27 protein-coding genes and 1 tRNA gene are annotated in these 24920 nt (G+C 40.4%); 13 read left to right on the top strand and 15 right to left on the bottom strand.

Annotated features, from left to right (window positions below; translation table 11 throughout):
- Nucleotides 1-29 precede the first annotated feature (29 nt).
- From D2U88_RS05770 to D2U88_RS05755, 4 genes are all read right to left on the bottom strand, one after another.
- On the bottom strand, nucleotides 30-1508 hold the full coding sequence (locus D2U88_RS05770) for a DUF3570 domain-containing protein (protein WP_313786730.1): 1479 nt from the start codon (nucleotides 1506-1508) through the stop codon (nucleotides 30-32).
- Nucleotides 1495-1704 carry a DUF4266 domain-containing protein gene (locus D2U88_RS05765; protein ID WP_119639352.1) on the bottom strand — a complete coding sequence of 70 codons (210 nt, stop codon included), beginning with the start codon at nucleotides 1702-1704 and terminating at the stop codon, nucleotides 1495-1497. The genes D2U88_RS05770 and D2U88_RS05765 overlap by 14 nt, the downstream gene beginning before the upstream one ends.
- 6 nt (nucleotides 1705-1710) lie before the next feature.
- Nucleotides 1711-2622 (bottom strand): FAD:protein FMN transferase, encoded by a 912-nt coding sequence (locus tag D2U88_RS05760; protein ID WP_235855740.1) that lies wholly within the window; start codon nucleotides 2620-2622, stop codon nucleotides 1711-1713.
- A 145-nt stretch (nucleotides 2623-2767) separates the two neighbouring features.
- Entirely contained in the window at nucleotides 2768-3214 is a 447-nt protein-coding gene (locus D2U88_RS05755; protein ID WP_313781676.1) for a thioredoxin family protein, read from the bottom strand.
- Between the two features lie 109 nt (nucleotides 3215-3323).
- Here D2U88_RS05755 and D2U88_RS05750 point away from each other — a divergent pair, with 109 nt between their 5' ends.
- From D2U88_RS05750 to D2U88_RS05710, 9 genes are all read left to right on the top strand, one after another.
- Nucleotides 3324-3845, top strand: coding sequence for an RNA polymerase sigma factor (locus D2U88_RS05750; protein ID WP_119639349.1), 522 nt, complete (start codon nucleotides 3324-3326; stop codon nucleotides 3843-3845).
- 49 nt (nucleotides 3846-3894) lie between these two features.
- A complete protein-coding gene (locus D2U88_RS05745) occupies nucleotides 3895-4812 on the top strand; it encodes a FecR family protein (protein ID WP_182859113.1) in 918 nt (305 codons plus the stop codon).
- A 3-nt stretch (nucleotides 4813-4815) separates the two neighbouring features.
- A complete protein-coding gene (locus D2U88_RS05740) occupies nucleotides 4816-7386 on the top strand; it encodes a TonB-dependent receptor plug domain-containing protein (protein ID WP_119639347.1) in 2571 nt (856 codons plus the stop codon).
- A 177-nt stretch (nucleotides 7387-7563) separates the two neighbouring features.
- Complete coding sequence (locus tag D2U88_RS05735) at nucleotides 7564-7989, top strand: hypothetical protein (protein WP_119639346.1); 426 nt, start codon at nucleotides 7564-7566, stop codon at nucleotides 7987-7989.
- A gap of 52 nt (nucleotides 7990-8041) precedes the next feature.
- A complete protein-coding gene (locus D2U88_RS05730) occupies nucleotides 8042-8833 on the top strand; it encodes a gluzincin family metallopeptidase (RefSeq protein WP_147378539.1) in 792 nt (263 codons plus the stop codon).
- Between the two features lie 84 nt (nucleotides 8834-8917).
- Nucleotides 8918-9217, top strand: a complete 300-nt coding sequence (locus D2U88_RS05725) for a DUF1905 domain-containing protein (protein WP_182859112.1) — start codon at nucleotides 8918-8920, stop codon at nucleotides 9215-9217.
- Between the two features lie 115 nt (nucleotides 9218-9332).
- On the top strand, nucleotides 9333-9710 hold the full coding sequence (locus D2U88_RS05720; protein WP_119639344.1) for a DoxX family protein: 378 nt from the start codon (nucleotides 9333-9335) through the stop codon (nucleotides 9708-9710).
- Complete coding sequence (locus tag D2U88_RS05715; RefSeq protein ID WP_119639343.1) at nucleotides 9710-9931, top strand: DUF4287 domain-containing protein; 222 nt, start codon at nucleotides 9710-9712, stop codon at nucleotides 9929-9931. Before D2U88_RS05720 ends, D2U88_RS05715 begins: the two co-directional genes overlap by 1 nt.
- Nucleotides 9932-10100: 169 nt before the next feature.
- Nucleotides 10101-10520, top strand: coding sequence for a YybH family protein (locus D2U88_RS05710; RefSeq protein WP_220473487.1), 420 nt, complete (start codon nucleotides 10101-10103; stop codon nucleotides 10518-10520).
- A gap of 130 nt (nucleotides 10521-10650) precedes the next feature.
- Here D2U88_RS05710 and D2U88_RS05705 read toward each other — a convergent pair whose 3' ends face one another.
- The 4 genes from D2U88_RS05705 to D2U88_RS05690 form a co-directional block, all read right to left on the bottom strand.
- On the bottom strand, nucleotides 10651-10863 hold the full coding sequence (locus D2U88_RS05705; protein ID WP_119639342.1) for an alpha/beta hydrolase: 213 nt from the start codon (nucleotides 10861-10863) through the stop codon (nucleotides 10651-10653).
- A gap of 6 nt (nucleotides 10864-10869) precedes the next feature.
- On the bottom strand, nucleotides 10870-11958 hold the full coding sequence (locus D2U88_RS05700; RefSeq protein WP_119639341.1) for an alpha/beta hydrolase family protein: 1089 nt from the start codon (nucleotides 11956-11958) through the stop codon (nucleotides 10870-10872).
- An 84-nt stretch (nucleotides 11959-12042) separates the two neighbouring features.
- A complete protein-coding gene (locus tag D2U88_RS05695; RefSeq protein WP_182859111.1) occupies nucleotides 12043-12816 on the bottom strand; it encodes a helix-turn-helix domain-containing protein in 774 nt (257 codons plus the stop codon).
- Nucleotides 12817-13193: 377 nt separating this feature from the next.
- Complete coding sequence (locus D2U88_RS05690; protein ID WP_119639339.1) at nucleotides 13194-13394, bottom strand: hypothetical protein; 201 nt, start codon at nucleotides 13392-13394, stop codon at nucleotides 13194-13196.
- A 293-nt stretch (nucleotides 13395-13687) separates the two neighbouring features.
- Between D2U88_RS05690 and D2U88_RS05685 the strand changes: the two genes are divergently transcribed.
- On the top strand, nucleotides 13688-14251 hold the full coding sequence (locus tag D2U88_RS05685) for a DinB family protein (RefSeq protein WP_119639338.1): 564 nt from the start codon (nucleotides 13688-13690) through the stop codon (nucleotides 14249-14251).
- Between the two features lie 439 nt (nucleotides 14252-14690).
- Here D2U88_RS05685 and D2U88_RS05680 read toward each other — a convergent pair whose 3' ends face one another.
- The 7 genes from D2U88_RS05680 to D2U88_RS05645 form a co-directional block, all read right to left on the bottom strand.
- Nucleotides 14691-16349 carry a hypothetical protein gene (locus D2U88_RS05680; RefSeq protein ID WP_147378538.1) on the bottom strand — a complete coding sequence of 553 codons (1659 nt, stop codon included), beginning with the start codon at nucleotides 16347-16349 and terminating at the stop codon, nucleotides 14691-14693.
- Nucleotides 16350-16826: 477 nt separating this feature from the next.
- Nucleotides 16827-17447, bottom strand: a complete 621-nt coding sequence (locus D2U88_RS05675) for a hypothetical protein (RefSeq protein ID WP_147378537.1) — start codon at nucleotides 17445-17447, stop codon at nucleotides 16827-16829.
- A 295-nt stretch (nucleotides 17448-17742) separates the two neighbouring features.
- Nucleotides 17743-18093, bottom strand: coding sequence for a hypothetical protein (locus D2U88_RS05665; RefSeq protein WP_147378536.1), 351 nt, complete (start codon nucleotides 18091-18093; stop codon nucleotides 17743-17745).
- A 39-nt stretch (nucleotides 18094-18132) separates the two neighbouring features.
- The gene (locus D2U88_RS05660; RefSeq protein WP_119639333.1) at nucleotides 18133-19131 is read right to left on the bottom strand and encodes a TlpA disulfide reductase family protein; all 999 of its coding nucleotides are present in this window, start codon (nucleotides 19129-19131) and stop codon (nucleotides 18133-18135) included.
- A 341-nt stretch (nucleotides 19132-19472) separates the two neighbouring features.
- Nucleotides 19473-19547 (bottom strand) — tRNA-Val (locus D2U88_RS05655).
- A 118-nt stretch (nucleotides 19548-19665) separates the two neighbouring features.
- Complete coding sequence (locus D2U88_RS05650) at nucleotides 19666-20910, bottom strand: BamG family beta-barrel-assembly machinery protein (RefSeq protein WP_235855731.1); 1245 nt, start codon at nucleotides 20908-20910, stop codon at nucleotides 19666-19668.
- Nucleotides 20900-22231 carry a DUF4270 family protein gene (locus D2U88_RS05645; RefSeq protein ID WP_119639331.1) on the bottom strand — a complete coding sequence of 444 codons (1332 nt, stop codon included), beginning with the start codon at nucleotides 22229-22231 and terminating at the stop codon, nucleotides 20900-20902. The genes D2U88_RS05650 and D2U88_RS05645 overlap by 11 nt, the downstream gene beginning before the upstream one ends.
- Nucleotides 22232-22455: 224 nt before the next feature.
- Here D2U88_RS05645 and D2U88_RS05640 point away from each other — a divergent pair, with 224 nt between their 5' ends.
- The 3 genes from D2U88_RS05640 to D2U88_RS05630 all read left to right on the top strand — a co-directional run bounded on the left by D2U88_RS05640 (nucleotide 22456) and on the right by D2U88_RS05630 (nucleotide 24902).
- Entirely contained in the window at nucleotides 22456-23451 is a 996-nt protein-coding gene (locus tag D2U88_RS05640) for a Kelch repeat-containing protein (protein ID WP_119639641.1), read from the top strand.
- Nucleotides 23452-23531: 80 nt separating this feature from the next.
- Nucleotides 23532-23870, top strand: a complete 339-nt coding sequence (locus D2U88_RS05635) for a DUF4907 domain-containing protein (RefSeq protein ID WP_119639330.1) — start codon at nucleotides 23532-23534, stop codon at nucleotides 23868-23870.
- A 9-nt stretch (nucleotides 23871-23879) separates the two neighbouring features.
- On the top strand, nucleotides 23880-24902 hold the full coding sequence (locus D2U88_RS05630; protein WP_119639329.1) for a sensor histidine kinase: 1023 nt from the start codon (nucleotides 23880-23882) through the stop codon (nucleotides 24900-24902).
- Nucleotides 24903-24920 lie beyond the last annotated feature (18 nt).

Below are 24920 nucleotides of genomic sequence, written 5' to 3'. Positions count from 1 at the left end.
CAAGAGCTTTGAGGGTTCAAAGACCTCGTTCAATCCATTTCAAATTTGAATCCAATGCCAAAATAATTGGCCTTTAGGCCAGTACTCCGTTGGTAGTTGTTATACTTTAAATCAATACTCTTTAACCCGAACCGCCACGTTTTGAACTTGGTAAAAATGTCGGTGTACGAAATACCAAATCCATATTGATGCGCATCGTACTGCGAAAGGTCATAGTCCGAAGTATAGTACTGCTCCGTGGACAAATGGGTGTCAAAGGGCGCGAAATAGTCTATCTGGTTCTGTGTATAATAGCGATAGGACGGATATAAGGTGAAATTTTGCGAAATCTTGATGGGTAGTTCCACGCTGGCCGTATGCGCCCGTAATCCCCAGTCATCAAAATAGTAACGGTAATAGGTACGAATCGTCAAAATCTCATTGAAGTAATGGTTCAGTCGAATACCCACAGGAATCTTGAACCTATTGTTCGGCAACCGCTCCATATCGTCGGCCAGCATAAAGACTTCCTTGTTTTGCGAAGAAGTATAAAAAGGAATACTGGCCGGATTTCCGATAAAATAGTTGGGGACATCCGCAAAATACACCCGTTGCATGGGGTTGGAAAGCCATCCCTCTTGACGGACCACATCCGCAAAAATGGACATTTGGGTATTCTTGCCCAATATTTGGGAAAAGGAAACCGAAAAGGCGTAACTGTTACGCTTTTTGTCCGAAATCAAACTAAACCCATTGATGGGATTCCAAGTATTGGAACCGCTTTTGTTGGTAATGTTTCCGTTTTGGTCCAAGATATCGACTCCGCTAAAAAACCCGGAATTCAGATTGCCATCAACTTCCAAATAACTATCCAATTCAGTAGGGTATCTCGGTAACCAGCTATCCAAGAACACGCTTCCCTTTAGGCTTAATTCCGTGTTTTTTTCATTGAAAAGTCGGGTATAGCCACCTCCAAAGCCAAAGGAAATGTAATCGAACTCCGCAGCAAAGGAAACGTTTCCGTTTACAATCTGGTTGCGATCATCGGAACTGTGTGAATACCCCGCCGAAATACTTCCCCAAGTATCTTGGCGCGAGGCACCCGATGAAGCCACCCAAGGACTTCCTATAACCCCCCCATAAGTATCTTCTTGCTGCACAACCGCTCCCCTGGATGCCCCACTCACATTGCCTGATGAATGTGTTAAATCAAATGGGTTCAAATTACTTGAAGAAGCCGAGGTATAGGTAGAAATCCCCGCATCAATATTGAGAACATCATCATCATTCAAGGGAATGCTCACTACAATGGAGGGTGCTATATCGGTAAGCTGTTCTGTACCGATACCTCCGGTAACGGATGCGTTGTTACCCGTTTGTTCGTAATAACTGGAAAGGATATCCACTTCGGTGGATTCCAAAACCCTCTTTTTATAGGAATTGGCATTTTCCTGTTGGGCCATACCCAATACGGGGAAGAGCAGCAACAACCATCTCAACCTGAATATGTCCATCTTAATTGCAACCACAACCACCTCCTGTTTTTCCTCCATTTCCACCAGATGCCCCTTCGCGGTACACCTGATAATTAGTTTCGAACTTCACAAATTTCTTGTCTGCCAGCACCATATCGGGATCGTTGATGTCCACCTTTTCATATTCGTGCAATACCACGCAGGATGATAGACTGGTCAAGGCGCACAGGGCAATCAATATTTTCTTCATATGCAATTATTTGCTTTGTTTTTCAATTCCTTTTAGGGTGATGTTCTCAGAGGTAATAATCTTATTGTCATCATCCACAATGATGCACTCCACCCCTTTTAATTGGTTGACGAAATCCACACCGGTTTCCACTCCCATCACAAAAATTGAAGTGGCCAGGGCATCGGCGAGTTCGGCATTTTTGGTAAAGATGGTAGCACTACGTACCCCTTTGCTGGGATATCCGGTTCTTGGGTCGATGATATGGGTGTAGCGTTCCCCGTTCAGGATGATGAATTTTTCATAATTCCCGGATGTAACTACGGCTTGGTCGCGCACGGGCAACCAAGAAAAGACCTTGTTCTTGTTGAGTGGGTTCACAATAGCCACCATCCAGTCCTTCCCATCGGGCTGGGTGCCCCAAGCGTTCAGGTCCCCTGATGCATTGATGATTCCCGAGGTTACACCGTGTTTCAACAACAATGCTTTGGCCATATCCGCTGCATATCCTTTACCAATGGCACCAAAGCCAATTTTCATTCCTTCTTTCTTTAGAAAAACGGTGCTGTTCTCGGGATCCAATAGTATATTTTGATAGCCTACCCTGGCAACGGATTGCTTGATGGCTTCTTCGGATGGCATTTCCATCACGGAACCATCAAATTTCCAGATACGGTCCATGGAAGCATAGCTAATGTCAAAAGCCCCTTGGGTCAATTTTGAAATTTTGATGGCCCTCTCGATCAGATTAAAAAGTTCACGGTCCACTTTCACCGGGGCCACACCTGCGTTCTTATTGATCATGGAAGTCTGTGAATTCGGGTCCCAAGAAGAAATCAGGCGCTCTATCCTAGTGATTTCGGCAATGGCCAAGTCCATATATTCATCACCCTTGGCTTGATTTTCCGCGACAACGGTGAGGTCAAATCTACTGCCCATCAGTTTTAGGGTACGTTGAAATACCTGCAGTTGGGAAGTGGTGTCTGGCAATGTTTCGTTTGATCTACCGGCACATACCGAAATGACCAAAAAGAACAGTGCTACACCGGACATCATTTGTTTTAATCGCAACATGTCCGGTCCTTTAAAATGAGTTCAATTTATTGAAATAGGCCTTGGGTGTGGTCTTTTCGTACCCTGCCTGCCCCAGTACTTTTCCGGTGGCATCAAGCACCACCACGTAGGGGAAATATCCGTTCGGATTGTACTTGGATGCCAACGTTTTATTATGTTCCTCTTGGACCGCTGGCAATTTGTTCTGTTTTTTTCTCGGAAAATCGGCCTTCAACATGACAAAATGGCCTTTGGCCAGACTTTGGAATTCCTGGGTGCTCCAGATCTCTCTATCCAATTTAATGCAGGGTGCGCACCAATCAGAACCTTGAAATACCAAAACAATATGGTTGTTATTTTTTTGGGCCAAATCCTGGGCTTTCTCCAAGTTGGTTTGCCACTCTTGGGCCGATAGGTTTTGTATCACTAAAAAACAGCCCAAGAACAAGGCCGCCATCCATCTTTTGTAGTGTATCATCCAGATATAAATTTCTTTTTCTACTACTTAGACAGGCAAATGGGCATGCACCCTATTTTTTTCTAATTATTTTTGTGACCAACGCAAAACGTTTTGCCCCAAGCCAAGCATGACAGAGCAAGAGCCTTCCATTTGTGAACAAAAAGTATACGAGAGGATTTTCCGGACCCATTACGAGGCCGTGACGCGATACATCTATTATAAATGTGGGGACCTACAACAAGCCGAGGATATCGTCCAGAATGTTTTTGTAAAACTTTGGAGGCTGTGTTCATCGGTTTCCTTTTCCAAAGTGAAAGCATACCTCTACCGAGCGTCCAACAATGCTTTCCTCAATGAAAAAGAGCATGAAAAAATAGTATTGAAGCATTTAAAAAAAGCTAGCAATCCTGTGGATCATGAAAATCCCGAATACCTCATGCAAATGGAAGAGTTCCACGAAAAGTTGAAAAACGCCATTGCATCCCTTCCCCAAAAAGAAAGGGAAGTATATCTGTTGAGTCGCGTCGAGAAAAAAACTTATGCTGAAATTGCAGAGATGACCGGACTTGGCGTAAAGGCCATAGAACGGAGGATGAGTAAAGCCTTGTTACAATTACGTGATGTTTTGGGAAAAGAATTGAAATTTTAATAGGGTAAACAACAATATAACTGTCCTATAATCAAGAAGGTCAATGCCTATGGAAGAAAAATACGCCAATGAAGATTTTTTGGCCCGATGGCTGGCAGATGAGCTAAGTGAAGAAGAGCTTGCCGGGTTCATGACATCCGATGTCTACAGGCAGCTTATAGCCATTGACCAAGAGGCCCAGAAACTGGGCGGTCCGGAAATCGATGTGGAAAAAGCGTTGGCACTGGTTACTGCAAAAAACAGACAAACCATAAAAGAAGAGCCCCAGATAAAACGTTTATGGTGGTTTTCGGCGGCAGCGGCGTCCATTGCATTGTTGTTTGCCGGTTATACCTATTTCTTTGGAAATGTGACCTATTCCACGGGTATTGGCGAAAAAGAATCTGTCCTCCTTGCCGATGGCTCCCTAATTGAGATGAACGCAAACTCAACCCTATCATACAAGCGATTTGGTTGGGAAGAAGACCGCGCCGTAGATTTTGATGGAGAGGCTTTTTTTGACATCCGTTCCGGCAAGGATTTCAAGGTCAGGACCCAAAAGGGAACCATTTCGGTTTTGGGCACAAAATTCAATGTAAGAGATCGCAAAGACCTAAAGATCCAATGTTATGAAGGCTCCATCGTATTTACCCCTACAAATACGGAACTCTCTCCCTCCCAACTTTCAGAAGGTAGGGAAATGTACTATGGGGAAGGTAAAATAAACACCATGGACTTTTCAGGGCAAGTACCCGATTGGAAGAATGGTTTTTCCAGTTTTTCGCAGCAACCTTTCTCCAAGGTATTGGAAGAGCTGGCACTCCAATTCCCAGTCACCTTTAACATGGATTCCATTCAAACGGATCGTTTGTTCACAGGAAAATTCACGCACAATAATCTAGAAAACGCCCTTAAGACCACCATGGAACCCATGGGCATCAAATATCTCATTTCTGCAGACAAAAGAATTGTTACCTTGTCTGAATAAGAAATGAAGCACATTGTATTCGTATTACTATTGTTCATTTTGGGCATTGGTGCCTCCCATGCCCAAGAAAATCTATTCTACGGATTTGAGAACACTCCTTTGAAAGACCTTATCCAACAACTGGAAAAGGATCTAGGTCTTAGTTTTTCCTTTGCCGATGATGCCATTGAAGGCAAGAGTGTTACGGTGCAGGTAGAGGGAATATCCCTGGAGAAACTTTTGGCCGCCCTTGAAGCACAGACCGGACTGCATTTTGAAAAAATTGAAGGTCAGCCACAGGTGATCATTGCCCCCATCCCTACAACAAACAAAGTTTGTGTTTTTCTATTGGACCAAGAGACCCATTTACCCCTAACGGAAAATCAAGTGGTGATAGACTCCAGTTTTGTTATGGAAACTGATAGTAAGGGGGCCATCCTGTTTGAGGACACAGGAAAATCGGATTATCTGTTGGAAGTTTCAGGGTATGGTTCCGTACATCTAAAACCAACGGGAACATGTTCCTCCATCTATCTCTCCCCAGTATACAAAGAACTCAAAGAAGTAGTGGTCACCTCATACATCACCACGGGGATAGACCGGAACCGCGACGGCTCCATCACCCTGACCCAAAAACCTTTGGGGCCTATCCCTGGACAGACCACACCGGACATCCTACAGAGTATACAAATGATCCCAGGGGTTTCCAGTTTGGACGAAACGGCATCGGGTATCCAAATACACGGCGGGACCTCTGACCAGAATTTGGTACTTTTTGATCATATCCGAGTTTTTAATACAGGGTATTTGTACGGAATGCTTTCTCGGTTCAACCCTTATGCCACCGAAAAAGCAACCATTTTCAAGACGGCTACGAGTGCCGTTTATGGGGATAGGGTTTCAGGGGTCATCAACATCAGCACAGATGATAAAGTCGCAAAAAAAATCTCGGGTGGTCTTGGGATCGATGGATTGAGTGCAGATGGCTACATAAAAATACCTTTGTCCCCAAAATCATCGGTATCCTTTTTTGCAAGGAGTTCCTATCTGGATGTATTTGAAGGTCCCACTTACGAAGCCTATGAAAGGAAAATCTTCAATAACACCGGCACTATTACCGATAGCGATGGTAACCCGTTGAACGTGAACACGGATGACGACTACACCTATGAAAACAGTCAAAACGACTTTCGATTCTACGACCTGAACGCGAAGTATGTGTACCAACCTTCCCACAAGGACAAGGTTTCCGTGAGTGCCCTAATGACCAGAAACCGCACCCAATTTTCCTTTGCCCATGATGGGGAAACCAAAAAGGACTCCCTTACCACAGGAAATGGCGGGATCAGTGCCAACTGGACCCACCATACCTCACCTAACCAAACCGAAGAGATTACTGCCTATTTCTCATCCTATGACTCCTATTATCGCAATGAAGAGTTGTTTGGCGACGCATTGGAAGAAACTAATATCCGAGGTAACCGGATCAGTGATTTTGGGGTAGAACTAAAATCGGACAGAACCCTAAAAAACAATGACCAATTGACCTTTGGCTACCAACTTTCCAACACGAATCTCGAAATTGACCTGAGTGCCGAATCCAATGCCGAACCGGAAAACAATATAAGTCTGCCTGTACATGAGAGTAATTTCAAAAATGTGGTCTTTGGGGAATATGCCTTAAAAAAGGAGAACTCGGGCATATTTAAAATAGGGCTAAGGGTGGTTCACTACGGCAGTTTGGCAAGGGTTTACCTAGAACCCCGATTGAACATGGAACTCCCGCTTTCAAAAGCCTTACGGTTCAGGGCCGGATTGGAAAGGCGAAACCAACCCATTTCGCAACTTATAGAATTTAACCAGACCGAACTCCGGTTGGATAACAATCTTTGGAGATTATCCGACGATGTTGAGTTTCCCTTATTGCAGAGCAAACAATTTTCCGCAGGGCTACTTTTTGACAAGAATGGTTGGACCTTGGATGCGGAGGCCTATTATAAACGCCTCACGGGATTGACCACTTATAGTCAGGGATTCACTCTGCCACAACCCAACCTTAGTGAAGGAAAAAGCCGCATTTTTGGGATGGACCTTCTCCTGAAAAAGCGCATCCACAACTATCGGTTTTGGGCAGGGTATTCGTTCAACGACGTGAATTTCACTTTTGATGAAATACAGGAAGGTAGTTTCTCCGGAAATAACGACATTACCCATAGTTTTAGGATCTCCAACAGCCTACAATTGAACAATTTTCAATTTTCATTGGGGTGGCAATACCGAACGGGCGTACCGGTTACCCTTATCGAAAGCTATGATGAAGACACCGGAAGGGTCAATTTTGGGCCCTTGAATGCAGGACGTTTACCAGATTTTCATCGGTTGGATGCTTCTGCAATCTATGAGTTCGATTTGGACGGGAAAAACTCCCGAATGCAGATCGGTCTCTCGGCATTGAACATCTACAGCAGGGTTGTTCCCCTGTCCATCGTGCATCGCACCTCCCAACAAAATGGTGAACTCCTCTTAGATCAGGTCATCTACCGACGTTCCCTAGGATTTACACCCAACATTACCTTTCGCCTATTTTTCAAGTAAGCTTCTTAGCTACATTATATTGAAAAACATGATTATTTTGTTGGATAAAAAATCCGCATATAGAACCGTAAAAGTTTCATAAAGCCAACCAAATGGATGTATGTCCAAAAAAGTCCTATATATGGACAAATTGACAATCAGCATAAATCGACCTCATAAACAGAAAAACCAAAGAAAATGAAAAGTAAAATTCTTAATTCCCTCTTAATCATCACATCGCTTTTAGGATATTTAGAGTGGGGCGGGAACAGCCGTTCATTTTTATTCCAAGTAGAATATGAAATTCTTTCGAAAATTTTCACTGACCCTATTTCTGCTCTTCACCCTTTCACAATATTACCCTTGATAGGGCAAGTAATATTATTGGTCACATTATTTCAAAAGACACCTAGTAAAACATTAACATATATAAGTATTGGAGGTTTAGGGATTTTATTGGTGTTAATGTTTGTGATAGGATTAATGAGTTTAAACTATAAAATTATCATTTCCATCATCCCATTTCTAACCGTAACCATCTTAGCGATAAGGCATTACAAAAAAAATAAGACAACAAGAGGCCTAAACCAAAAAACCGTTCGCGACAAGCCAAGAGATATGTAACATTTTAAGACACTGAACCGTCTTGTTTGAAAAAGGACAAATCGGATATGATATGAAAAAACAATATTCATTCTTACTGTTATCTGTATTGTTAATCCCAATACTTTTGGGCTGGACACTTATTGACAATAAATGGATGGTTGAAGAGCAAAATGGATACTCTTTGTATTATACAGCCATGGACAAACAAAATATAATTGAATACACCATCTATTTCCAGGTTGGAAAAACAACAGTAGAGGAGTTCTTCCAAAGTCCATTTAAAAATAATTTTAGTATTTATATCCATCCATCCCGTTCATCATTGGACAGTACATGGCAGAAAGATTGGAATATGCCTGATTTCAAATCCCAATGTTGGATGGTAGCAAGTGGCGTTTCCAATAAACTTGATATTATTTCACCAAAAAAGTGGGATAGCCTTGCATGTGAACATTCCTATACCGATTCAATCAAAACACAACACTTAATAACACACGAATTGGTACATGTTTTTCATGGCCAACAAAATAAAAGTCCCGATTTTAGTAATGTTACCGGCATTGATTGGTTTGTTGAAGGTCTTGCGGTTTATACTTCTGGACAATGTGATTCAATTAGAATTTCAGAAGTCAAGAAAGCATTGTCTGAAAATAACATCCCGGAAACTTTGGATGAATTCTGGACAGGCAACTTAAAATATGGCCTTTCTGGAACCGTAGTATGGTACCTTGATGAAAAATTTGGCAGAGAAAAATTAATAAGCTTATTAAAATTCAATACTATCCAAGAATTATTGAATGCATTGAATACAACCGAATCTGAAATAATTTATGGATGGAAAGAAAGTCTAAAAAATCTTTAATGCCTTTCGTTTTATGTATATCAATGTTACCATTGATTTTAAAAATAAATGAAGCTCATAAAAAAGAGTCGAAACTTGATCAAAATGCAAACAAAGATCAAATATGAATTCACCACCAAAATGTGGCAACACAATGCCCCAGGAGGCTGGTATTTTGTTTCCTTGCCAATGGTGATTTCCAAAGAAATCAGGGAACATTTAAAATGGCAGGAAGAAGGTTGGGGCAGAATGAAGGCGGCTGCCAAGATCGGTGTTGTGCGGTGGGACACCGCAATCTGGTTCGATACAAAGGCAGATACTTATATTCTTCCCTTAAAGGCCGAGATTAGGAAAAAGACCAACCTAAAGGTTGACCATAATTTTCAGATGCAAGTTTGGGTGTAACCTTTAAAGGGTTTCGTCCCAATATTGTCGCAATCAGCCTTCCATATTGTCGTATTTCCCTCTTATCAATCAACAAAATTCAAATATTTTTGTTTCATCACTTAAAACCGTAGAAATGGCCACAACCAAAACAAACAAGATTATCTTCTGGACCACTACCGTCATCATTTTTTTAATGGAAGGACTTATGCCTGCCCTAACCTCACAGACCGAACTTGCGAAAGAGGGCATTAGACACTTAGGCTACCCAGACTACTTTGGAAATGCACTGGTGGTATTCAAAGTTTTGGGAGCCTTGGCCTTGATCATACCGCAAGTCCCGAAACGCATCAAGGAATGGGCCTATGCCGGTTTCGCGTTCGATTTTATTTTTGCCTGCATTAGTCACTTTGCGGTAGATGGGATGGATTTCCAATCCTTTTTCCCACTGATATTTTTGGGAATCTTGATGGCCTCTTACTACACATTTCACAAACTCAATACGGTCAAATAATGTCGTTTCAAGCATATCTAGATAATATTCAAGCGAAAACGGGCAAATCCCCTTCCGATTTTAAAGCGATGGCAGAAAAGAAGGGATTTACACAAAATGGGATAATAAGACCTGAAATTAAGGCTACCCAGATCACGGATTGGCTAAAAGAGGAATTTGAATTGGGGCACGGGCATGCCATGGCCATTTATGCCTTGCTCAAAGGGAAGAAACCGGATTGAGTAATATAAATAATACTATTTCCAAGGCTTTTTAGAGGGGCCATACAGAACGAACCTTGATTGGGAATATCCTAATTAACATGGCATTTGCCTTCAGATGGTCCCATGCTTACCCATATCGAAATCAACAAAACCAATAACTTGAGCCAATCATCCAAAAGATATTTGCATGATAAAAACCATTGAAGACTTTTTTACCGCCTACCAAGAAGCCGTATGGCAAAAAGATGCGAACGCACTACTGGGGCTATACGACACCGAAGCAGTTCAATTTGACATGTGGGACAGGGGTTTTTATCCCAACCTAGAGGAGTGGAAACCCGGGATCAAAAATTGGTTAGGTTCCCTGGGTGATGAAAAAGTGAAGGTTGACTTTGAAATGATAAAAATCCACCTGTCAGAAACCATAGGGTTTGCCAGTGGGTTGATTAAATTTCAGGCGATTTCCCCGAAAGGAGCGGTACTAAGAAGTATGAAAAACAGGATTACTGTTGGGTTCTCCAAAGGCGCGGATCGTTGGACAGTGGTCCACCAACACATATCCGCTCCCATTTCCTCAGAAAATCTTAGCGGCATTTTGGACATTTAGCATCGCAAAAGGGTAAGAGCATCTTCAAAATGAGTGGGCATTTGAACAATATGCCCATTGGGTTTTTGGATAAGGTCATTTACTTTTCAAATTTTGGGAACCTCGCTTCCCTTGGTTTCTTCGAGATGCATCATAAACCATCCAACCATTCCATAATGGTGGGCATATACTTTGGATGCGGCATCGGCCAATATGGAAAATCGTTGTTTTCCACCAGTTGCATGGAATGATTCGCATTTACCAACATAACGGATTTGGACTTTTGTTGGCCTTTGATGACTTCATAAATGGAGGAGCTACTTTCTTTCGGAATAATTTCGTCCTTGGTTCCTTGTATGATCAACAGAGGTTAATCGATTATTTTAAAATAAGGCATCGGCGAATATTGCAACTTCGTATCAATCGTCACTTTGTCCAATTCTGGCACCCAGACCTTTGTAAACCAAGGTTTGCCCGAGTTTTGTGCTATCAAACCCTTCAAAGTTTCCAAAGATGTCGTCCCTCCAATAAATTGAAAGACCCCACGTTCAAAAGCCAACGCTTCATCAAAATAATGGTCCTCAATTAAGGAGCTATTTCTATTTTTCCAATAGTTCAAATCACTTTCCAATAATGTAGTGGATGGACAACTCACCACGATCCCGAAAGCCAAATCTTTCATTTTGGACAGGATGTACGGCACCTTTGCCCCTCCTTGGCTACTCCCTTTAATACCGATATTCTCAAACGGTATTTCCAGTTTGGTGGCCAAAAATTTTATGGCATTGATATCATCCATGGCCAGATCCTCAATGGAAGAACTTCCCCAATCCCCTTCTGATGTACCCGTCCCACGCTTGTCCATATGAAAAGCCACATACCCTTTATCCGTAAATGCAATGGCTTCGGCACGAGTGGCACTTCTATCGGAATTCCCTGAAGAAGTAACAAAATAAATAGCCTTGTTGGAAGGTTTACTTGGGTGGTAAACCGTACCCTTCAAATTAAATCCTTCTGAATTAAAAGATACTTCTTCCTGGCCATGGGTCGGGTCTTCCAGATCATCCATCCGTTTTAAAGTGAAGTTTTGTGCGATACTGTCAACCAATAAAATAGAGTTCAACGCAGAGCCATCTTCGGATAATTTACTTCCAAATCGAAAACTGAAATAGTCGCTATTGAGTTCAAAAGAAATAGAGTCTCCCATTTTCTTGACCTGGGAAGTAGGTATGCCGTATGCATTTTGATCCGGACTGGTGAAATAAACCTTATAGTCAAGAGAATCCTTTTTAATTTCAATTTGGATTGGTGTAGAAAAGTTTCCGTGGGCAAACATGCCCTCATAGATTCCGGCCAACCCTTTTTCATCGGAATGATCGGCCCAACACCCAATGGCCAGGAGCAACATGGCAAGTATCAAGGTTTTTTTTTCGAACCGTTGTTTCACTATTGCATTCATTTCCAGATTTATGTAATCATGGGCAATAATAAAAAACAGAAAAAAGAAACGTCCAAAATATGCGATAAAAAGGGTACTGTTTTTTTATTCAGAACCTTTTTTGAACTCTGTTGGGGTAAAACCTGTCCTTTTTTTGAACCACGTGTTGAAAGCCGACTTGGAGTTAAATCCAACTTCAAACATAATCTCATTGATCCTAGCGCCATTGTCCCTGGATTGTATCAACAATTTTTTCGCTTCCTCCAGCCGTTGAAAACTTATATACTGGGAATAAGTCAAGTTATAGGAGTCCTTTAAAATTTTAGATAAGGTATGCTCGGCCATATGCAACTCATCTGCCAAACGTTTTAAATTCAAAGAGGAATCCTTGAACAGTTTTTGCTCAGACATTAGCTTTTGGAGTTCCAGCAAAACCTCTTTGGACGATTCACTTTTAACCCACCCAACTTTATCATATCCTTCATTGGTAAAATGGATCGGCTCATCGTTCCCCGTAAAAAAATTCAGGTATTTGTTATGGTTGTAAAAAATCAATACCAACTGGCCCATAAACAACAGGAAAATAAAGAATACCAAATATTCGGTCAGACCTTCATAGGAAGTAAAATTCTCAAATAGCATAGCGATGGTGATCAGGGCTTGGATCAAGAAAAGTATGACGGTCAAACGTATTCTTTTAAATTGCAAAGTGGGCTTGATCCCACGCATCAATCCTTTCCTTTTGCCCAAAAATAGGATGAGAAGAAGTAGATAAACGAAATATTGAACAACCAGTAAAATGGTAATATAGGAATTGTTGCCGTAGCCCAGCAGTTTTCTTCGGTAGTCATCAAAAATCCAATAGATAATGATACACAAAAAGGGGATGCTGACTAAGATATGTCGATAAAAAAGCTTTTTAAAATCATTGATCTTAAACAGTGAAATACATTGAAAAAAAAGTAAGGGTGAGAGAAAATAGCCTATGAACGTATTAAAAATGGGGAAAATTTCAATGTTTGAACTATAATAAGACAGCATTTGATTGCAAGCTATCAATGTAATGGACAGCGTGTAAAAAGCGATAAACTTTGTTTTTCTAGGAAAGGAAAACAACTTCCAGGACAGAATGGACCCCATTATGAAAACAAGAAATAACAGTCCCTTTATTACTGAATACATCTTATAAAATTAACAGGATCTCTCTATAAATCGTTAATTTGAACTTTTTAAAGTTGTAAAATTGCTTTTACCGGCTATGCTTTTTTAGTTTTTATCATTTCCTCGATTTGATTGTCTATTTCAATCGCCGAAAGCTCAACTTCACTCTCTAATTTCTCTAAGTCATGCCCTATTTTTTGTACTGACGGTCCAAGTTCATGGGTTAGAGTAATTTTATAAACACACATAGAAACCTCCTCAATTTCTTTTGTCCATTTACTAAGTTTATTTTTCATCGTTTATTTGAACTTTCTTTAAAGGTAAGAATTCTGGTTTATCAATGGTTTGAAAACAGGAAGCCAACAAATGCGAAGCCTCATGGATTCATTTTTATAACTACCGGTAACTGAATAAATATGTTCTAAAGGTTACAAAAGGAATAGATACACTGTTAAGAACTTGTCAAAATGGTGTATACCTATGGCTACTTGAAGGGATTAAAGTACCTTTTTCCCATATTTGGGGATGGCAGAGAATAGCACTATTAAAAAAGCTATATATTTTCCCTTATTCATTTGAAACCGACTCTATGAGATCTTTAAAAACAAAAAACAGCCTTTTATTGCTATGCTTACCGATGCTATTTTTGCAGGCACAGGGAGAATTAAAGTCGGTAGCGGGCTATTCGCCGAACATTGGTAGCATGGTCTATATGTTGGAAGACCTAAAGGAACGAATTACCGAACAGGTGAAGGACTTGGACCAAACACAAACCGATTTCCAATATGATGCCGATGCGAATAGCATAGGGGCATTGATCATGCATTTGGTATCTACGGAGTCGTATTACCAAGTAGCTACCTTAGAAGACAGGGAATGGACATCAGAGGAGATAGAAAGCCTTGGGGTTGCGGGGGAACTGAACTCCAAAGTAAATAACATGCTCAAAGGAGAGCCTATTGGCCACTATTTAGATCTGTGGGATGAAGTGCGCGCAAAAACCTTGGCCGGACTCAAAACCAAAGATGATGCCTGGTTCGCCTCGAACATTGAAGAGGGCTTGAACTACCGTTACATTTGGTACCATGTCATGGAACATTCGGCAAACCACATGGGGCAAATAGGCACTATAAAGAACCGCTTGCCGAAATAAAACCATCAGATTGACATTTTGGAGTAGGAGGCAAGTAAATGTTGGTAAAGTTTTTGACCACCGCCCCAGCTCGCCCAATTATTTATAGAATGTCATTCTCAAAAATTGTAGCGTCTGAAAAATTCCTTCTTAAAATCTTCTTTTATAAGGGACTGACATTGGGCATTTGCGAAATGCATCTTTGAGCTTTTCATCGTTTAATTAAACTTTGGTGACGGTAAGTATAAGCTCAGTTTTCGGATAAAACACTTACGTTGGCAAGCTACCTATTAATAACAAAAACTGTTTGAGTATATAGCCAAATCGCTACTGCTTTTAGCATTGCAATGTGTCCTTGAAGCTTATTAAATGAAATCCTTGATACTAAAATAAACGTCGCCGATTTGCATAGACCTTGCAACTTTGAATGAAGCAGAATATGGCATGAAACGAATAACAACTAATGAGATGGGGGTGGTGGAGGTGGTGGACTTCCTTCTCCCTCAAAATCAACTGAAATATTTTTTTTCAATTTGTTCAGATTATCTTCGATAAACGCAAGGTTTTCATCGCCCGACTTTTTGGCGAGCTCATATGCATTCATATAAACGGCCAATGCTTTATCTTTCTGCCCTGCTAAAATCAAAGCCTCTGCATAGCTTTGGTATGTATTTATAGACTCAGGATAATAAATCATGGCCAATTGAAAGTAGTTAAGTGCATCATTTACTTTTTCATCCCGCAGCAAATTGTACCCAACTGCATTCAGATAAAATTCTTCAGGTTTATACGTTTCACTTATCAGTTTACTGTATTGTTTATAGTGTTTTAATGCAGCTTTTGCATAACCCTCCTTAACAATGTTGGATTGGAAGGATTCCATCAGCAATTCTAAAACTGAAAGATCAATTTCGTTAAGGGAAGGTTTTTTAGAAAAATATAAATGCTTATAAATTTGAATATTACCGGAGGATTTTAATATCCCCTCCATATTACTTCCGCTAAGCGAAATGCATACTTCAGAGTTTCTGGTTCTTAAAGAGTCATAAAGAGTCAAAATCAATTGATCTCCTTTAATAACTGAACTATCCACTCTCATTTGATCTTTTGCATGAGGCGAGAAAAATGATAGACTCACTTCAGGTTTGCCTTCCACATCATTAACCTCCATTATTTGACCAAGATAATCAGATCCATAAGTGCTGGTACCATACCATTTTCCGATAATATTTTTTAGTTCAATAGGTTCGCCTTGGGCTATAACAGGAATGGTATAACTAGGTTCCGGTCGTTTGAAATCAAGGTGATCGGAAGGATTTTGCATGGTCTTGGCCACTTCCCAACTTGCTTCTTGAATCAACTGAGTTTCTTCGTCAGAAAGATTGACCAACAATTCTTTGTCTTCTAAAAGTTCACCGCTATTCGACAGCCGATTTCCTGTGATAACTCCTGAAAGCCCTAGAGGGTTTTCGCCCATTAATGTTCCGTATAGTGTAGTTGCCACTAAATAGGAGCCCATTGGTGATGGGTGACCTCCATCATCAGCATATAGATCAATCTTTGGATTCGTTCTCATCTTGTCCCACACCAAGCCAACTGGAGCTACTATTGCCTCAAGTTCCTTTGCAATAGTCGCATATGCGTGAGTCAATATCGCTTGTTCTTGCGGTTGATTTCTAACTGACCATGTCATTAGGAATACTGTCTTAGCCCCTGATTTTATTATTTCGGCATCAAATTTTCTGGCGTGGTCATAAAATAGGTCCGTTTGTCCAAAATATGTGTTGTGGTCAATTATCACTCCCATTCCCAGATTGCTTTGCTCCTGAAGTATGACATAGTCCCATTCACCTGTCCTTATGGTTTCTTTTGTGCTTTCATTTTTCCAATGGTCTGCAAGTGTCATGCCGCCACCGCTAATCAACTGGGTTTCTACTATCTGTTCCGGAAATTTCTCTTTTATCAATGCCTTTAATAACTCCGGAGTACTGTTATAATACGTATAACTATTTCCGATAAACAAAATCTTAATCTTATCATCTTGTTCTTTAGGCTGTGAACAGGAGAAAACTACGATTAACAACAATAAAAGACTAAAAAACCTTTTTATATATATCATTCTGTTGAATTTGATTTTTTTTGATCGAGGCGATTCAAATATAAGTATGAAGATTACATTAAGTGACTGTATTCCTGCAAGAACATTTTTTCTCAAAAGTTCCTTTGCGTTTTATAACTTATTGAATATCATATACTTTGTCCTTAACTTCGCCATTTACTTTTCGTTCCCATCCCAAATCCATTTTTCCTCAATTTGGTAATCTTTTGCAATGGGTTAGTTGGTTTTTGTTGATGCAAAACAAGCTAACATCAATACCAGTGTTAGACTTATCATTACTCTTTTTCCCATTTCTCTGTATTTAAGATCGACACTTGTTTTTTATGTTTCACATCTATGATGAACAATAGCATACAAAGCAATGAAAAGGGCATCTTCCAACCTAGTAAAAGTACATGAGTGCAGTTTTAAGGGTTTAAATGGTAGAATTTCCAGGAACTATGATGACCGTTTATTTGAACTTTTGTTAATGGTAATTTATGTCTTTATTGTTTTATAACTTACTACTTCATATGGTTTGGCAGGAAAGCCATAAAGAATAATCTTATCAGGATTAATTTCCTTGATGGCCATCATGGTTCTTCTAATGTCATTGTCATAAATGGAACCAAAATAGGTTTCGTTCATTTCCTCCAAAAACATCATACTACCCTTTCTCCCTAATCTTTGGTTTATTTCTTGAATCGTTTCGTTATCCAATATTTGGTTGAAAATGAAATTAAATTCCTCATTGTTCCACACAATTTTAAACTTCAATTTTTGAATCTCTTCTTTTGTCAGATAAGTCATGGTGGGTTCAATTCTGACATAATCTGTAGCAAATTCAGTGTCTTCTGATTTAGATTCGGTTTCACTAATTATAAAGTGTGTTTCTCCCATTCTGTAAAGACGAATCCTATCTTCATTCACAAGCTCATTTTTTGTTGCTGATAATTTCTCCTTGAAAAGAAGTTCTCTTTCCAAAGTTCCATTGGTTGACTGTTCTGCAACTTTGTAATGCACAATTTGTTCATTCTCAAATTCAATGAACATTTGTCTTCCATAAGTATGGCCATCCATGGTCATTAACCAGGTTCCATTCAAATCATGTCGTTTCATTGAGTTGATGATCATCGTTTATTTAAACTTTAAAAAAATTAATTATCTAAAGTGTAGACAACCGTAGTATTGATATTAAACATAGTTTGATAATAAACTCCAAGAACAATTGCCAACCTATTTTCAAATATTTTTAAGTCATATTCACTTGTTTTGTACAATTGCTTTTTAGCAAGCTTTGGACTTAACCGATATTTTGAATTCACTCTCAAAAAACTGCTAGTCCCAAGCATCCAATCGATTTTATTCGCAAGGCAAACTGAAAAATCAGGGTTTAATTTGACTCGAATGGGATTCATTGAGTCAACATTGTACAATTTTTCTCCAAGTCCAAATCCTTTTCTGAGCGATTGGACTCTACCCATATATTCAAATTTCTAATCTTCAATTCCAATGAATCTTTGAAAAAATTCATAGGCAATTCATTATTTGCCCAATCGGATATGAATTCAAAATAAGCTGCTTCCTTAGAAATCTCAGAATATTGGTCCTCAATTTTAAATTCAAACAATTCTACCGCCTTTTCTAAAGTTTTCATTTGTTCCTTTTCAACACATTCTTTTGAAGTTGTATTGGTTGAAGTGGAATCAAATCCTGTTTTACAGGCACAAAGTCCAAAGAATAATATTAATATTAGCTTTTTCAACAATCTGTTCTTCGGTTGTAATCACTTATTTAAACTTGTTTAGTTTAACAACTCTTCCAGTTTTGCGATTAGTCTTTCACCCCGGATATCCCGTTCTATTATGATACCTTTTTGATCAATCAAAAAATTGTCTGGAATATAATTTATCCCATAAATTAAAGAAGCTGTGTTATTATGCCCTTTTAAATCACTGACTTGAATCCAAGGCAATTGATCATCTTCAATTGCTTTCAGCCAACTTTCTCTTTTTGTATCCTGGGATACAGCGAAAATCTCGAATCCTTTAGGCTGGTATTTTTTATAGGTATTCACCAAGTTTGGATTTTCCTGTCTGCATGGAAGGCAACCTGAACCCCAAAATTCCAATAAAACCAATTTGCCTTTAAACTCAGATAGCCTTTTTAATTCTCCATTGGGGCTCTCCATTTCAAAGTCAACATAACTATCACCCATCCTTGGGTTTTTGTTCAGCTTGATAAAGTTTGCTATTTTCTTTCCGTACTCTGTTTGCTTGATTTCGATTGAAAGATTTTCGTAAAGTTCTTTGGCTTTTTCTTTTCCCCAAGTGGAGGCATAAACTGATAGAATGTAAGCACTGTGGATACTGTTTGGATGCCGCTCTACAAATTGTTGTTCTTTTCTTATCCTTTCATCCCGTGGAAGCGTATCGGTTTCCTTGCTCAAGCTGTAGCTTAAGTTCTCTTCAACAGAACCGGTGACAAGTGCATTTCTGAAATCGGCATTAGTGGCATCAAAGGACATAGAATTGTTTTCAAGCCATAAAAACCGATAATGAGTGTAGTTCTTTGTTCTCAAAACCACTTGTAAGGGTGTTTTTGATAATTTTGTTTGGAAATGGAAAGAATTGTTTTCAACAATTGTAGAATCCACCGAGGTTTCGGTCCCAGTGTCATCAATATATAGAACTGTACCGTTTTCAATTCCATTGGTAGTGCCGATTAATTGAAATTGATTATCTGGTTTTGTACTGCAAGCGATAATTAAAAATGGAATCAATCCATATATTAATTTTTTCATGGAGTATTTATTAATGGTTATGGTGTTTACATCGCTTTAAAATACATATTATCCTTACAATTCGAGCAATTATTACTTTTTGATTTTCTTTTTGTGCTTTTACAAGATGCTGTGTCCAAGGTTTGTTTATTGTCCCTGTAGTATCGTTCTGCCAACATGGCCTTGTGCAATGTCTGATTGCCCAGACCTGGCATTCTTGTAATTTTTATGCCTCGCCGTCTTAAGTTTTTCAATCCAGCCCGTGTGCTGATGTGGTGTCAATGAAACTTTTTTGGATGCTCCTGAGTATTATGAAATAAAAAAGCGGTCATATCTTAAGATATGACCGCTTTTGTCTGTTGTGGGCGCTGAGGGATTCGAACCCCCGACCCCCTCGGTGTAAACGAGGTGCTCTGAACCAGCTGAGCTAAGCGCCCATTCATTTTCCTGAATGGGAGTGCAAATATAAAATAGTTTTTGAATTCCAAAAAAGAAAAAATCAAAAAAGAGATAATTTATTTTTTTCTGCCATCGCACATAAAATCTAACGCTGCGTTAATCGATCACCCTTTTCCTGAACCAAAGGTCTTCCAAGCTGAAATTAAGGGTGAGCGTATGGTAATTTTCCTTTACCAAAATATTCTGTATCTGACCTTTTGATCCATATGCATAGGATAGATTAATCACAGAATTGGTGGCGAACCCAACAGGAAAACCGATACCGGCCGTTATCGTATAACCATCGATCTTGTTGTCGTTGATGGCCAAATACCCATTATCGTAATTGAAACCGGCCCGGTAGCGTATTCGCTGCCCATATTTATAGCCTTTGGGGTTTCTCTGAAACTCCAATCCAAAAGCGTAGATATCTTGGTCCCTATAGGTCCCGATACTTTCAGATTGATCGGTAGCATCCCATAGGTTTCGTTTGTAATCGGCAGTCAATGTCAGTGACTCCTTGATCTTGGCACTAAAACCAAACCCCAATTCCAACGGCAACTTAAAATCGGACACATCGTCCGCTTCATCGTCTTCCACGGTCACTTCTGTACCATCCAAAGTTTTATATACCGAGCGGGTCAAGTGACCGGTAAGGCCTACCGGGAGTTGTACCGTGCTTCCAAAAGTAAATGCATCCGTAATATCATATTGCATACCCAGTCCCAATCGTAATCCACTGTAATTGGTGGTCTCGCTTAGCGAGAAATAGCTATTGCTGATCACAAAGGCTTCCGTCTCCTCAATATTCCCAAACAAAAAGGATGCCCTGGCCCCCAACCGAAAATGATCTGTAATGCCATATCCCAAGTTAAAACTCAGGTCGTTGAGGCCTCCCAAACCGGATACGTTGCTTTCGAACGTTTCATTGGAACCTTCAATATTGCTCACCAGTCCCAATAGCGTGTACCCCACATCACTATAAGGTACCAAGGTTACCCCGGCCCCCAACCGATCGGCAATACGAAAGGCAAAGGCCAAGTTGGAAAAGTTAAGCGTGGTCTTTGACTCATCATCCCCCCTGTTGCTATAACTGTTGAACTCACCCACCACACCGATATCATAAAAAAACGAGTTTTTGGGAACCAGGGAATAATTGGAGGGGTTCAGGTTATTGATGTCTGTCTCCGATTTCAGTCCAATACCGGAATACCCCATACTATTGGTCTTCCCGATACTGGTCTGGTTGATTATCCCAAGTCCATAAAGGGAATAGGGGGAACTGGTCAATCCTTCGGATTGGGACATGGCAAAAATGGGCACCAGAACAGTACAAACAACAAGTAAAATCCTATTCATCATCTTCATCATAAATGGCATATATAAGTTCCAACACCGTGCTAAATTCCGAACCATCCATACCGGTAAGGATAAAGCGGTCCACGGTTGAGTTGTAATTATCGGGCAAAAGAATAAGGGCGTCATCGGTATCCCTGTCGGTAGTGAGCAATCCCTCCAGATAACTCCCCAATGAGATTTCATAATAAATGTTGTTGAATTCCTCATCATCCCTGTTCAAAATACCATAGACAGGGTTAGATTCCCCGATCAACAATTGCGAGGTGAGGTCATTGTTCTGATTTACGATATAGACCGACAAGGTATCTCGCAAAATCAAATGGTCATCAAAAGTGCCTGTGGCGGGTTTTATCTTGAGCACGGCATCCAACAGAGTTCCTTGCCCTTTAATGTCATATAGGGTTTTTAGGTAAGGAATCTGAACCCGGGTCGTGATTCCGATACCAGATTGTACAAAACTCAAATTATCGGCATCGGCACTGCTTAAATTGATTTCCTTATCCGTTAAGGTTTGAAGGGGAGCAATGGGGTTTTCAGCGAGTATTTGGTTAAAAAAAGGAGTAGGATCTGAAGAAACATCCAAATTGATATCCAAATAATCCTGTACACGTTCATCCTCTTCCGCCGTGCTAAAATATATCCGCATATAACTGGCCCCGGAAGTTTTTGAAAATCCGATCACGGAGCCATTGTCATCATCTCCCGGAAGCAAGGCTATCCCTCTAAAATAATCCTTGAACTGATCCGAAGAGGTAATTTCCTTTTCCTGAAACTTGGTAAATAGATCGGTACCCAGTTCATCCATTAGCCGTATCTCCAAGGTATCGGAAGCCAAAGGACGTGGATTGTAAGTAAAAATGGCCAGGTCCTCGTCCATATACTCGGCCACATCGGTATTGTAGATATAATCTCCCTCTCTAGGCCTGAGGGTCTTGGTCAGTCGTTTTACCTTGATGGTATTGGTCCGGAGCGTATCGTTATAATAATATTTGTCCAGTTTTAGGTACAGGGCGATACTATCGTACTCCGCCTCAGAATCTATGCTAAAAGAAGAGGGCAACATGCCCATGTAGCTGGACGTTTTGACGGTTCCAAATACGGGATCAATATATTTCCCCACCAAAATTCTGGTCGATTCACTGCTGACAATACTATCGAACTTCATTGTAGAGGTATCCACGGTAAGGGTATCCACCAAAACCACCCTTAGATTGCTATCGGTAAATGCTTCACCCGCCAAAAAATCGGAGGTGTTGAAATTATCCGAACTACATGACACCGCCATCAATGCAACGGCAATCAAGAGAACCAAAATTCTTTCCATAATATTTATTTGCAGCTAAAGTAGATGCATTGCAAAACGCTCAAAATGTCGATAGACCAACCCCTGTAGTTTTAGGACAAAGCCGACAAATTTCACTACCAAACCCCATACCCTGTTCGTAGATCGTTTCCCATGGTTCATATGTTAAATCCTGTGCTTCATATATTCTCTTTCAACCTCTTTGCAATCAAAATTACATTTGACAAAAACTTATAATGACAGGCATGAAAACAGCAGCACGGCTATATAAATCGGCATTCATTTTTACGCTCTCCATCCTTTCCTTTTATAGTTGTTCCAATGATGACGATGATGAAGAATTAGGCAACTGGGTAGACCGCTCCGTTTTTGACGGAAGTCCTAGGAGCAGTGTTTCCGGTTTTGTGATCGACAATATTGGTTACATGGGAGTTGGCTACGACGGTGACGACTACCTAAATTCTTTTTGGTCTTACAATATGGAAGGAGATTATTGGTCCCAAAAGGCTGATTTTCCCGGAGTACCCAGAAATGCTGCCGTAGGGTTCCAAGTAGATGGAACAGGATATATTGGGTCGGGATATGACGGTGTGGACGAGTTGAGCGACTTCTATGCCTACAATCCTTCAAGCAATAGTTGGTCACCCATTGCCTCTTTGCCAGATACCAAGAGAAGAAGCGCCGTGGCTTTTGGAGCCAATGGCTATGGATATTTCGGAACCGGTTACGACGGGGAAAACGATCTAAAGGATTTTTGGAAATACGACCCTACCGCCGATACATGGACAGAGTTGGAAGGTTTTGGCGGAAACAAGAGAAGATCTGCCACCACTTTTACCATAAACGGATTGGTCTATTTGGGGACCGGGATTTCCAATGGGGTTTATCTGGATGATTTTTGGGTGTTTGATCCTGCTACCGAAAGCTGGACCAAAAAATTGGACCTCGATGAAGAAGATGACTATGATGTTGCCCGAAGCAACGCCGTGGGATTTGAACTCAACGGGTATGGATACATTGCCTGCGGGGAGCAATCCGGCGCTACCAACACTGTTTGGGAATACGACCCATCCACCGATACCTGGGAACAAAAGACAAGTTTTGAGGGAGCTACCAGGCAAGATGCAATTGCATTCTCAAATTCATCAAGGGCCTTTATAGGCATGGGCCGTACCGGAACACTCTACTTGGATGACCTGGACGAGTTCTTTCCCTTTGATGAATATGACGACGAAGATTAATTTTTTTAACTAGTCAGTTTTAGTTTGTGTTACGGGGCCAAGGGTAAAACCTTGGTCCCTTCCAGTTAAAGGGATATGTCATGAGAAAAATTACAATAATTGTTGCCACCATCCTGATACTTGGTCTGTTCTTATATGGGGTGACACATCTTTCGTTTGACGAAAAAGTACAGGAACCCATACTGAGGAAAGAGGTCATTAAAGTGCACAACGGGTATGGTTATCAAATCTTCAGTGGTGAAAAGCTATTGGTGCAACAGGAGTTCATACCAGCGGTTAGGGGAAACCAACCTTTTCAATCTGCAAAAGACGCCGAAAAAGTAGCCAAATTGGTTATCGATAAAATCCGTAACAGAACCAGTCCGAAGATTTCCATTGATGAACTCAAAGAAATGGAAATTGTAATTTTAGGCCAATAACACCCATCCATGACCATTGAACGAAAGCACATACAGGTATTTTTTATCCATTTTTCCATTTGGGCCCTGTTCTATGGTTTCTTTCTATATCCGTTCTTCCTGCAACTAAGACAAGTACCCCCGGACCTTCCAGTACGACTGGTGCTTACCATTATCCTGTTCTACATCAATTACTTTTTATTGGTTCCCAAGTTCCTTCTAAAAAAAAATACATGGACCTACATCCTCATATGCCTTGCCATTATCATCTCAGTAGGGGTTGTTATAAACATGAATTTTTCATTTGAACCAAAACCGCCGCCAGATTTCCACAGAAATGAGAATTTTAGGGATGGAGACTGGACCAGACAGGTATTCATGATGTTGAGTCTCAGCGCGCCCTTTTTTATCAGTGCACTTCTTAAAGTTTATGTGGAATGGCGCAGAAACGAGGACCTAAGAAAAAAAGTGGAAAACGAAAAGGTAAGTTCAGAGCTTCAGTTCTTGAAGACCCAATTGAACCCCCATTTTTTGTTCAATTCACTCAACGCCATTTATTCATTGTCGGTCAAGGGATCTTCCAAGACTTCGGAAGCCATTATATCCCTTTCAGAATTGATGCGTTACATGCTCTATGAAGCGGATAAGGACAAGGTAAAATTGGGAAAGGAACTGGAGTACATCAAAAATTATGTGCAATTGCAGCGCTTGAGACTCTCGGATAGTGCCAATGTTAAGTTAAAAATCTCCGGGGAAGAGCGGGGAAAAGAGGTTCCTCCCTTACTTTTCATATCTTTTATCGAAAATGCATTCAAATACGGTACGGATTACAAAGGCAGAACCTATGTGAACATTGGTCTGTTGATAAGCGAAAAGAATATTCACCTACGGGTAGAAAACAAAATAGGAGCACATAGAAAGCAAACCAAAGACTCGGGTGTGGGATTGGAGAACATCAAAAACCGATTACGGTTGTTATATCCCGACTCGCACAAGCTACAGATTACGGACAACGGAGAAACGTATGTGGTAGATTTGAACCTGAATTTGTAAAAATAGGAGCAACTAACC

Source organism: Flagellimonas aequoris (genome assembly GCF_003584165.1).
GTDB classification, from domain to species: domain Bacteria; phylum Bacteroidota; class Bacteroidia; order Flavobacteriales; family Flavobacteriaceae; genus Flagellimonas; species Flagellimonas aequoris.
Note: the sequence above shows the minus strand (reverse complement) of the source record. Positions and strands in the feature narration are given on the sequence as shown.

Coding starts and splice junctions, on each gene's coding strand:
- D2U88_RS05740 (WP_119639347.1), top strand. CDS start 4,816: ATGAAGCACATTGTATTCGTATTACTATTGTTCATTTTGGGCATTGGT.
- D2U88_RS05755 (WP_313781676.1), bottom strand. CDS start 3,214: ATGATACACTACAAAAGATGGATGGCGGCCTTGTTCTTGGGCTGTTTT.
- D2U88_RS05760 (WP_235855740.1), bottom strand. CDS start 2,622: ATGGGCAGTAGATTTGACCTCACCGTTGTCGCGGAAAATCAAGCCAAG.
- D2U88_RS05635 (WP_119639330.1), top strand. CDS start 23,532: ATGAGAAAAATTACAATAATTGTTGCCACCATCCTGATACTTGGTCTG.
- D2U88_RS05660 (WP_119639333.1), bottom strand. CDS start 19,131: ATGAAAAAATTAATATATGGATTGATTCCATTTTTAATTATCGCTTGC.
- D2U88_RS05710 (WP_220473487.1), top strand. CDS start 10,101: ATGATAAAAACCATTGAAGACTTTTTTACCGCCTACCAAGAAGCCGTA.
- D2U88_RS05720 (WP_119639344.1), top strand. CDS start 9,333: ATGGCCACAACCAAAACAAACAAGATTATCTTCTGGACCACTACCGTC.
- D2U88_RS05640 (WP_119639641.1), top strand. CDS start 22,456: ATGAAAACAGCAGCACGGCTATATAAATCGGCATTCATTTTTACGCTC.
- D2U88_RS05745 (WP_182859113.1), top strand. CDS start 3,895: ATGGAAGAAAAATACGCCAATGAAGATTTTTTGGCCCGATGGCTGGCA.
- D2U88_RS05750 (WP_119639349.1), top strand. CDS start 3,324: ATGACAGAGCAAGAGCCTTCCATTTGTGAACAAAAAGTATACGAGAGG.
- D2U88_RS05690 (WP_119639339.1), bottom strand. CDS start 13,394: ATGAAAAATAAACTTAGTAAATGGACAAAAGAAATTGAGGAGGTTTCT.
- D2U88_RS05735 (WP_119639346.1), top strand. CDS start 7,564: ATGAAAAGTAAAATTCTTAATTCCCTCTTAATCATCACATCGCTTTTA.
- D2U88_RS05680 (WP_147378538.1), bottom strand. CDS start 16,349: ATGATATATATAAAAAGGTTTTTTAGTCTTTTATTGTTGTTAATCGTA.
- D2U88_RS05645 (WP_119639331.1), bottom strand. CDS start 22,231: ATGGAAAGAATTTTGGTTCTCTTGATTGCCGTTGCATTGATGGCGGTG.
- D2U88_RS05725 (WP_182859112.1), top strand. CDS start 8,918: ATGCAAACAAAGATCAAATATGAATTCACCACCAAAATGTGGCAACAC.
- D2U88_RS05650 (WP_235855731.1), bottom strand. CDS start 20,910: ATGATGAATAGGATTTTACTTGTTGTTTGTACTGTTCTGGTGCCCATT.
- D2U88_RS05685 (WP_119639338.1), top strand. CDS start 13,688: ATGAGATCTTTAAAAACAAAAAACAGCCTTTTATTGCTATGCTTACCG.
- D2U88_RS05630 (WP_119639329.1), top strand. CDS start 23,880: ATGACCATTGAACGAAAGCACATACAGGTATTTTTTATCCATTTTTCC.
- D2U88_RS05730 (WP_147378539.1), top strand. CDS start 8,042: ATGAAAAAACAATATTCATTCTTACTGTTATCTGTATTGTTAATCCCA.
- D2U88_RS05700 (WP_119639341.1), bottom strand. CDS start 11,958: ATGAATGCAATAGTGAAACAACGGTTCGAAAAAAAAACCTTGATACTT.
- D2U88_RS05675 (WP_147378537.1), bottom strand. CDS start 17,447: ATGAAACGACATGATTTGAATGGAACCTGGTTAATGACCATGGATGGC.
- D2U88_RS05765 (WP_119639352.1), bottom strand. CDS start 1,704: ATGAAGAAAATATTGATTGCCCTGTGCGCCTTGACCAGTCTATCATCC.
- D2U88_RS05715 (WP_119639343.1), top strand. CDS start 9,710: ATGTCGTTTCAAGCATATCTAGATAATATTCAAGCGAAAACGGGCAAA.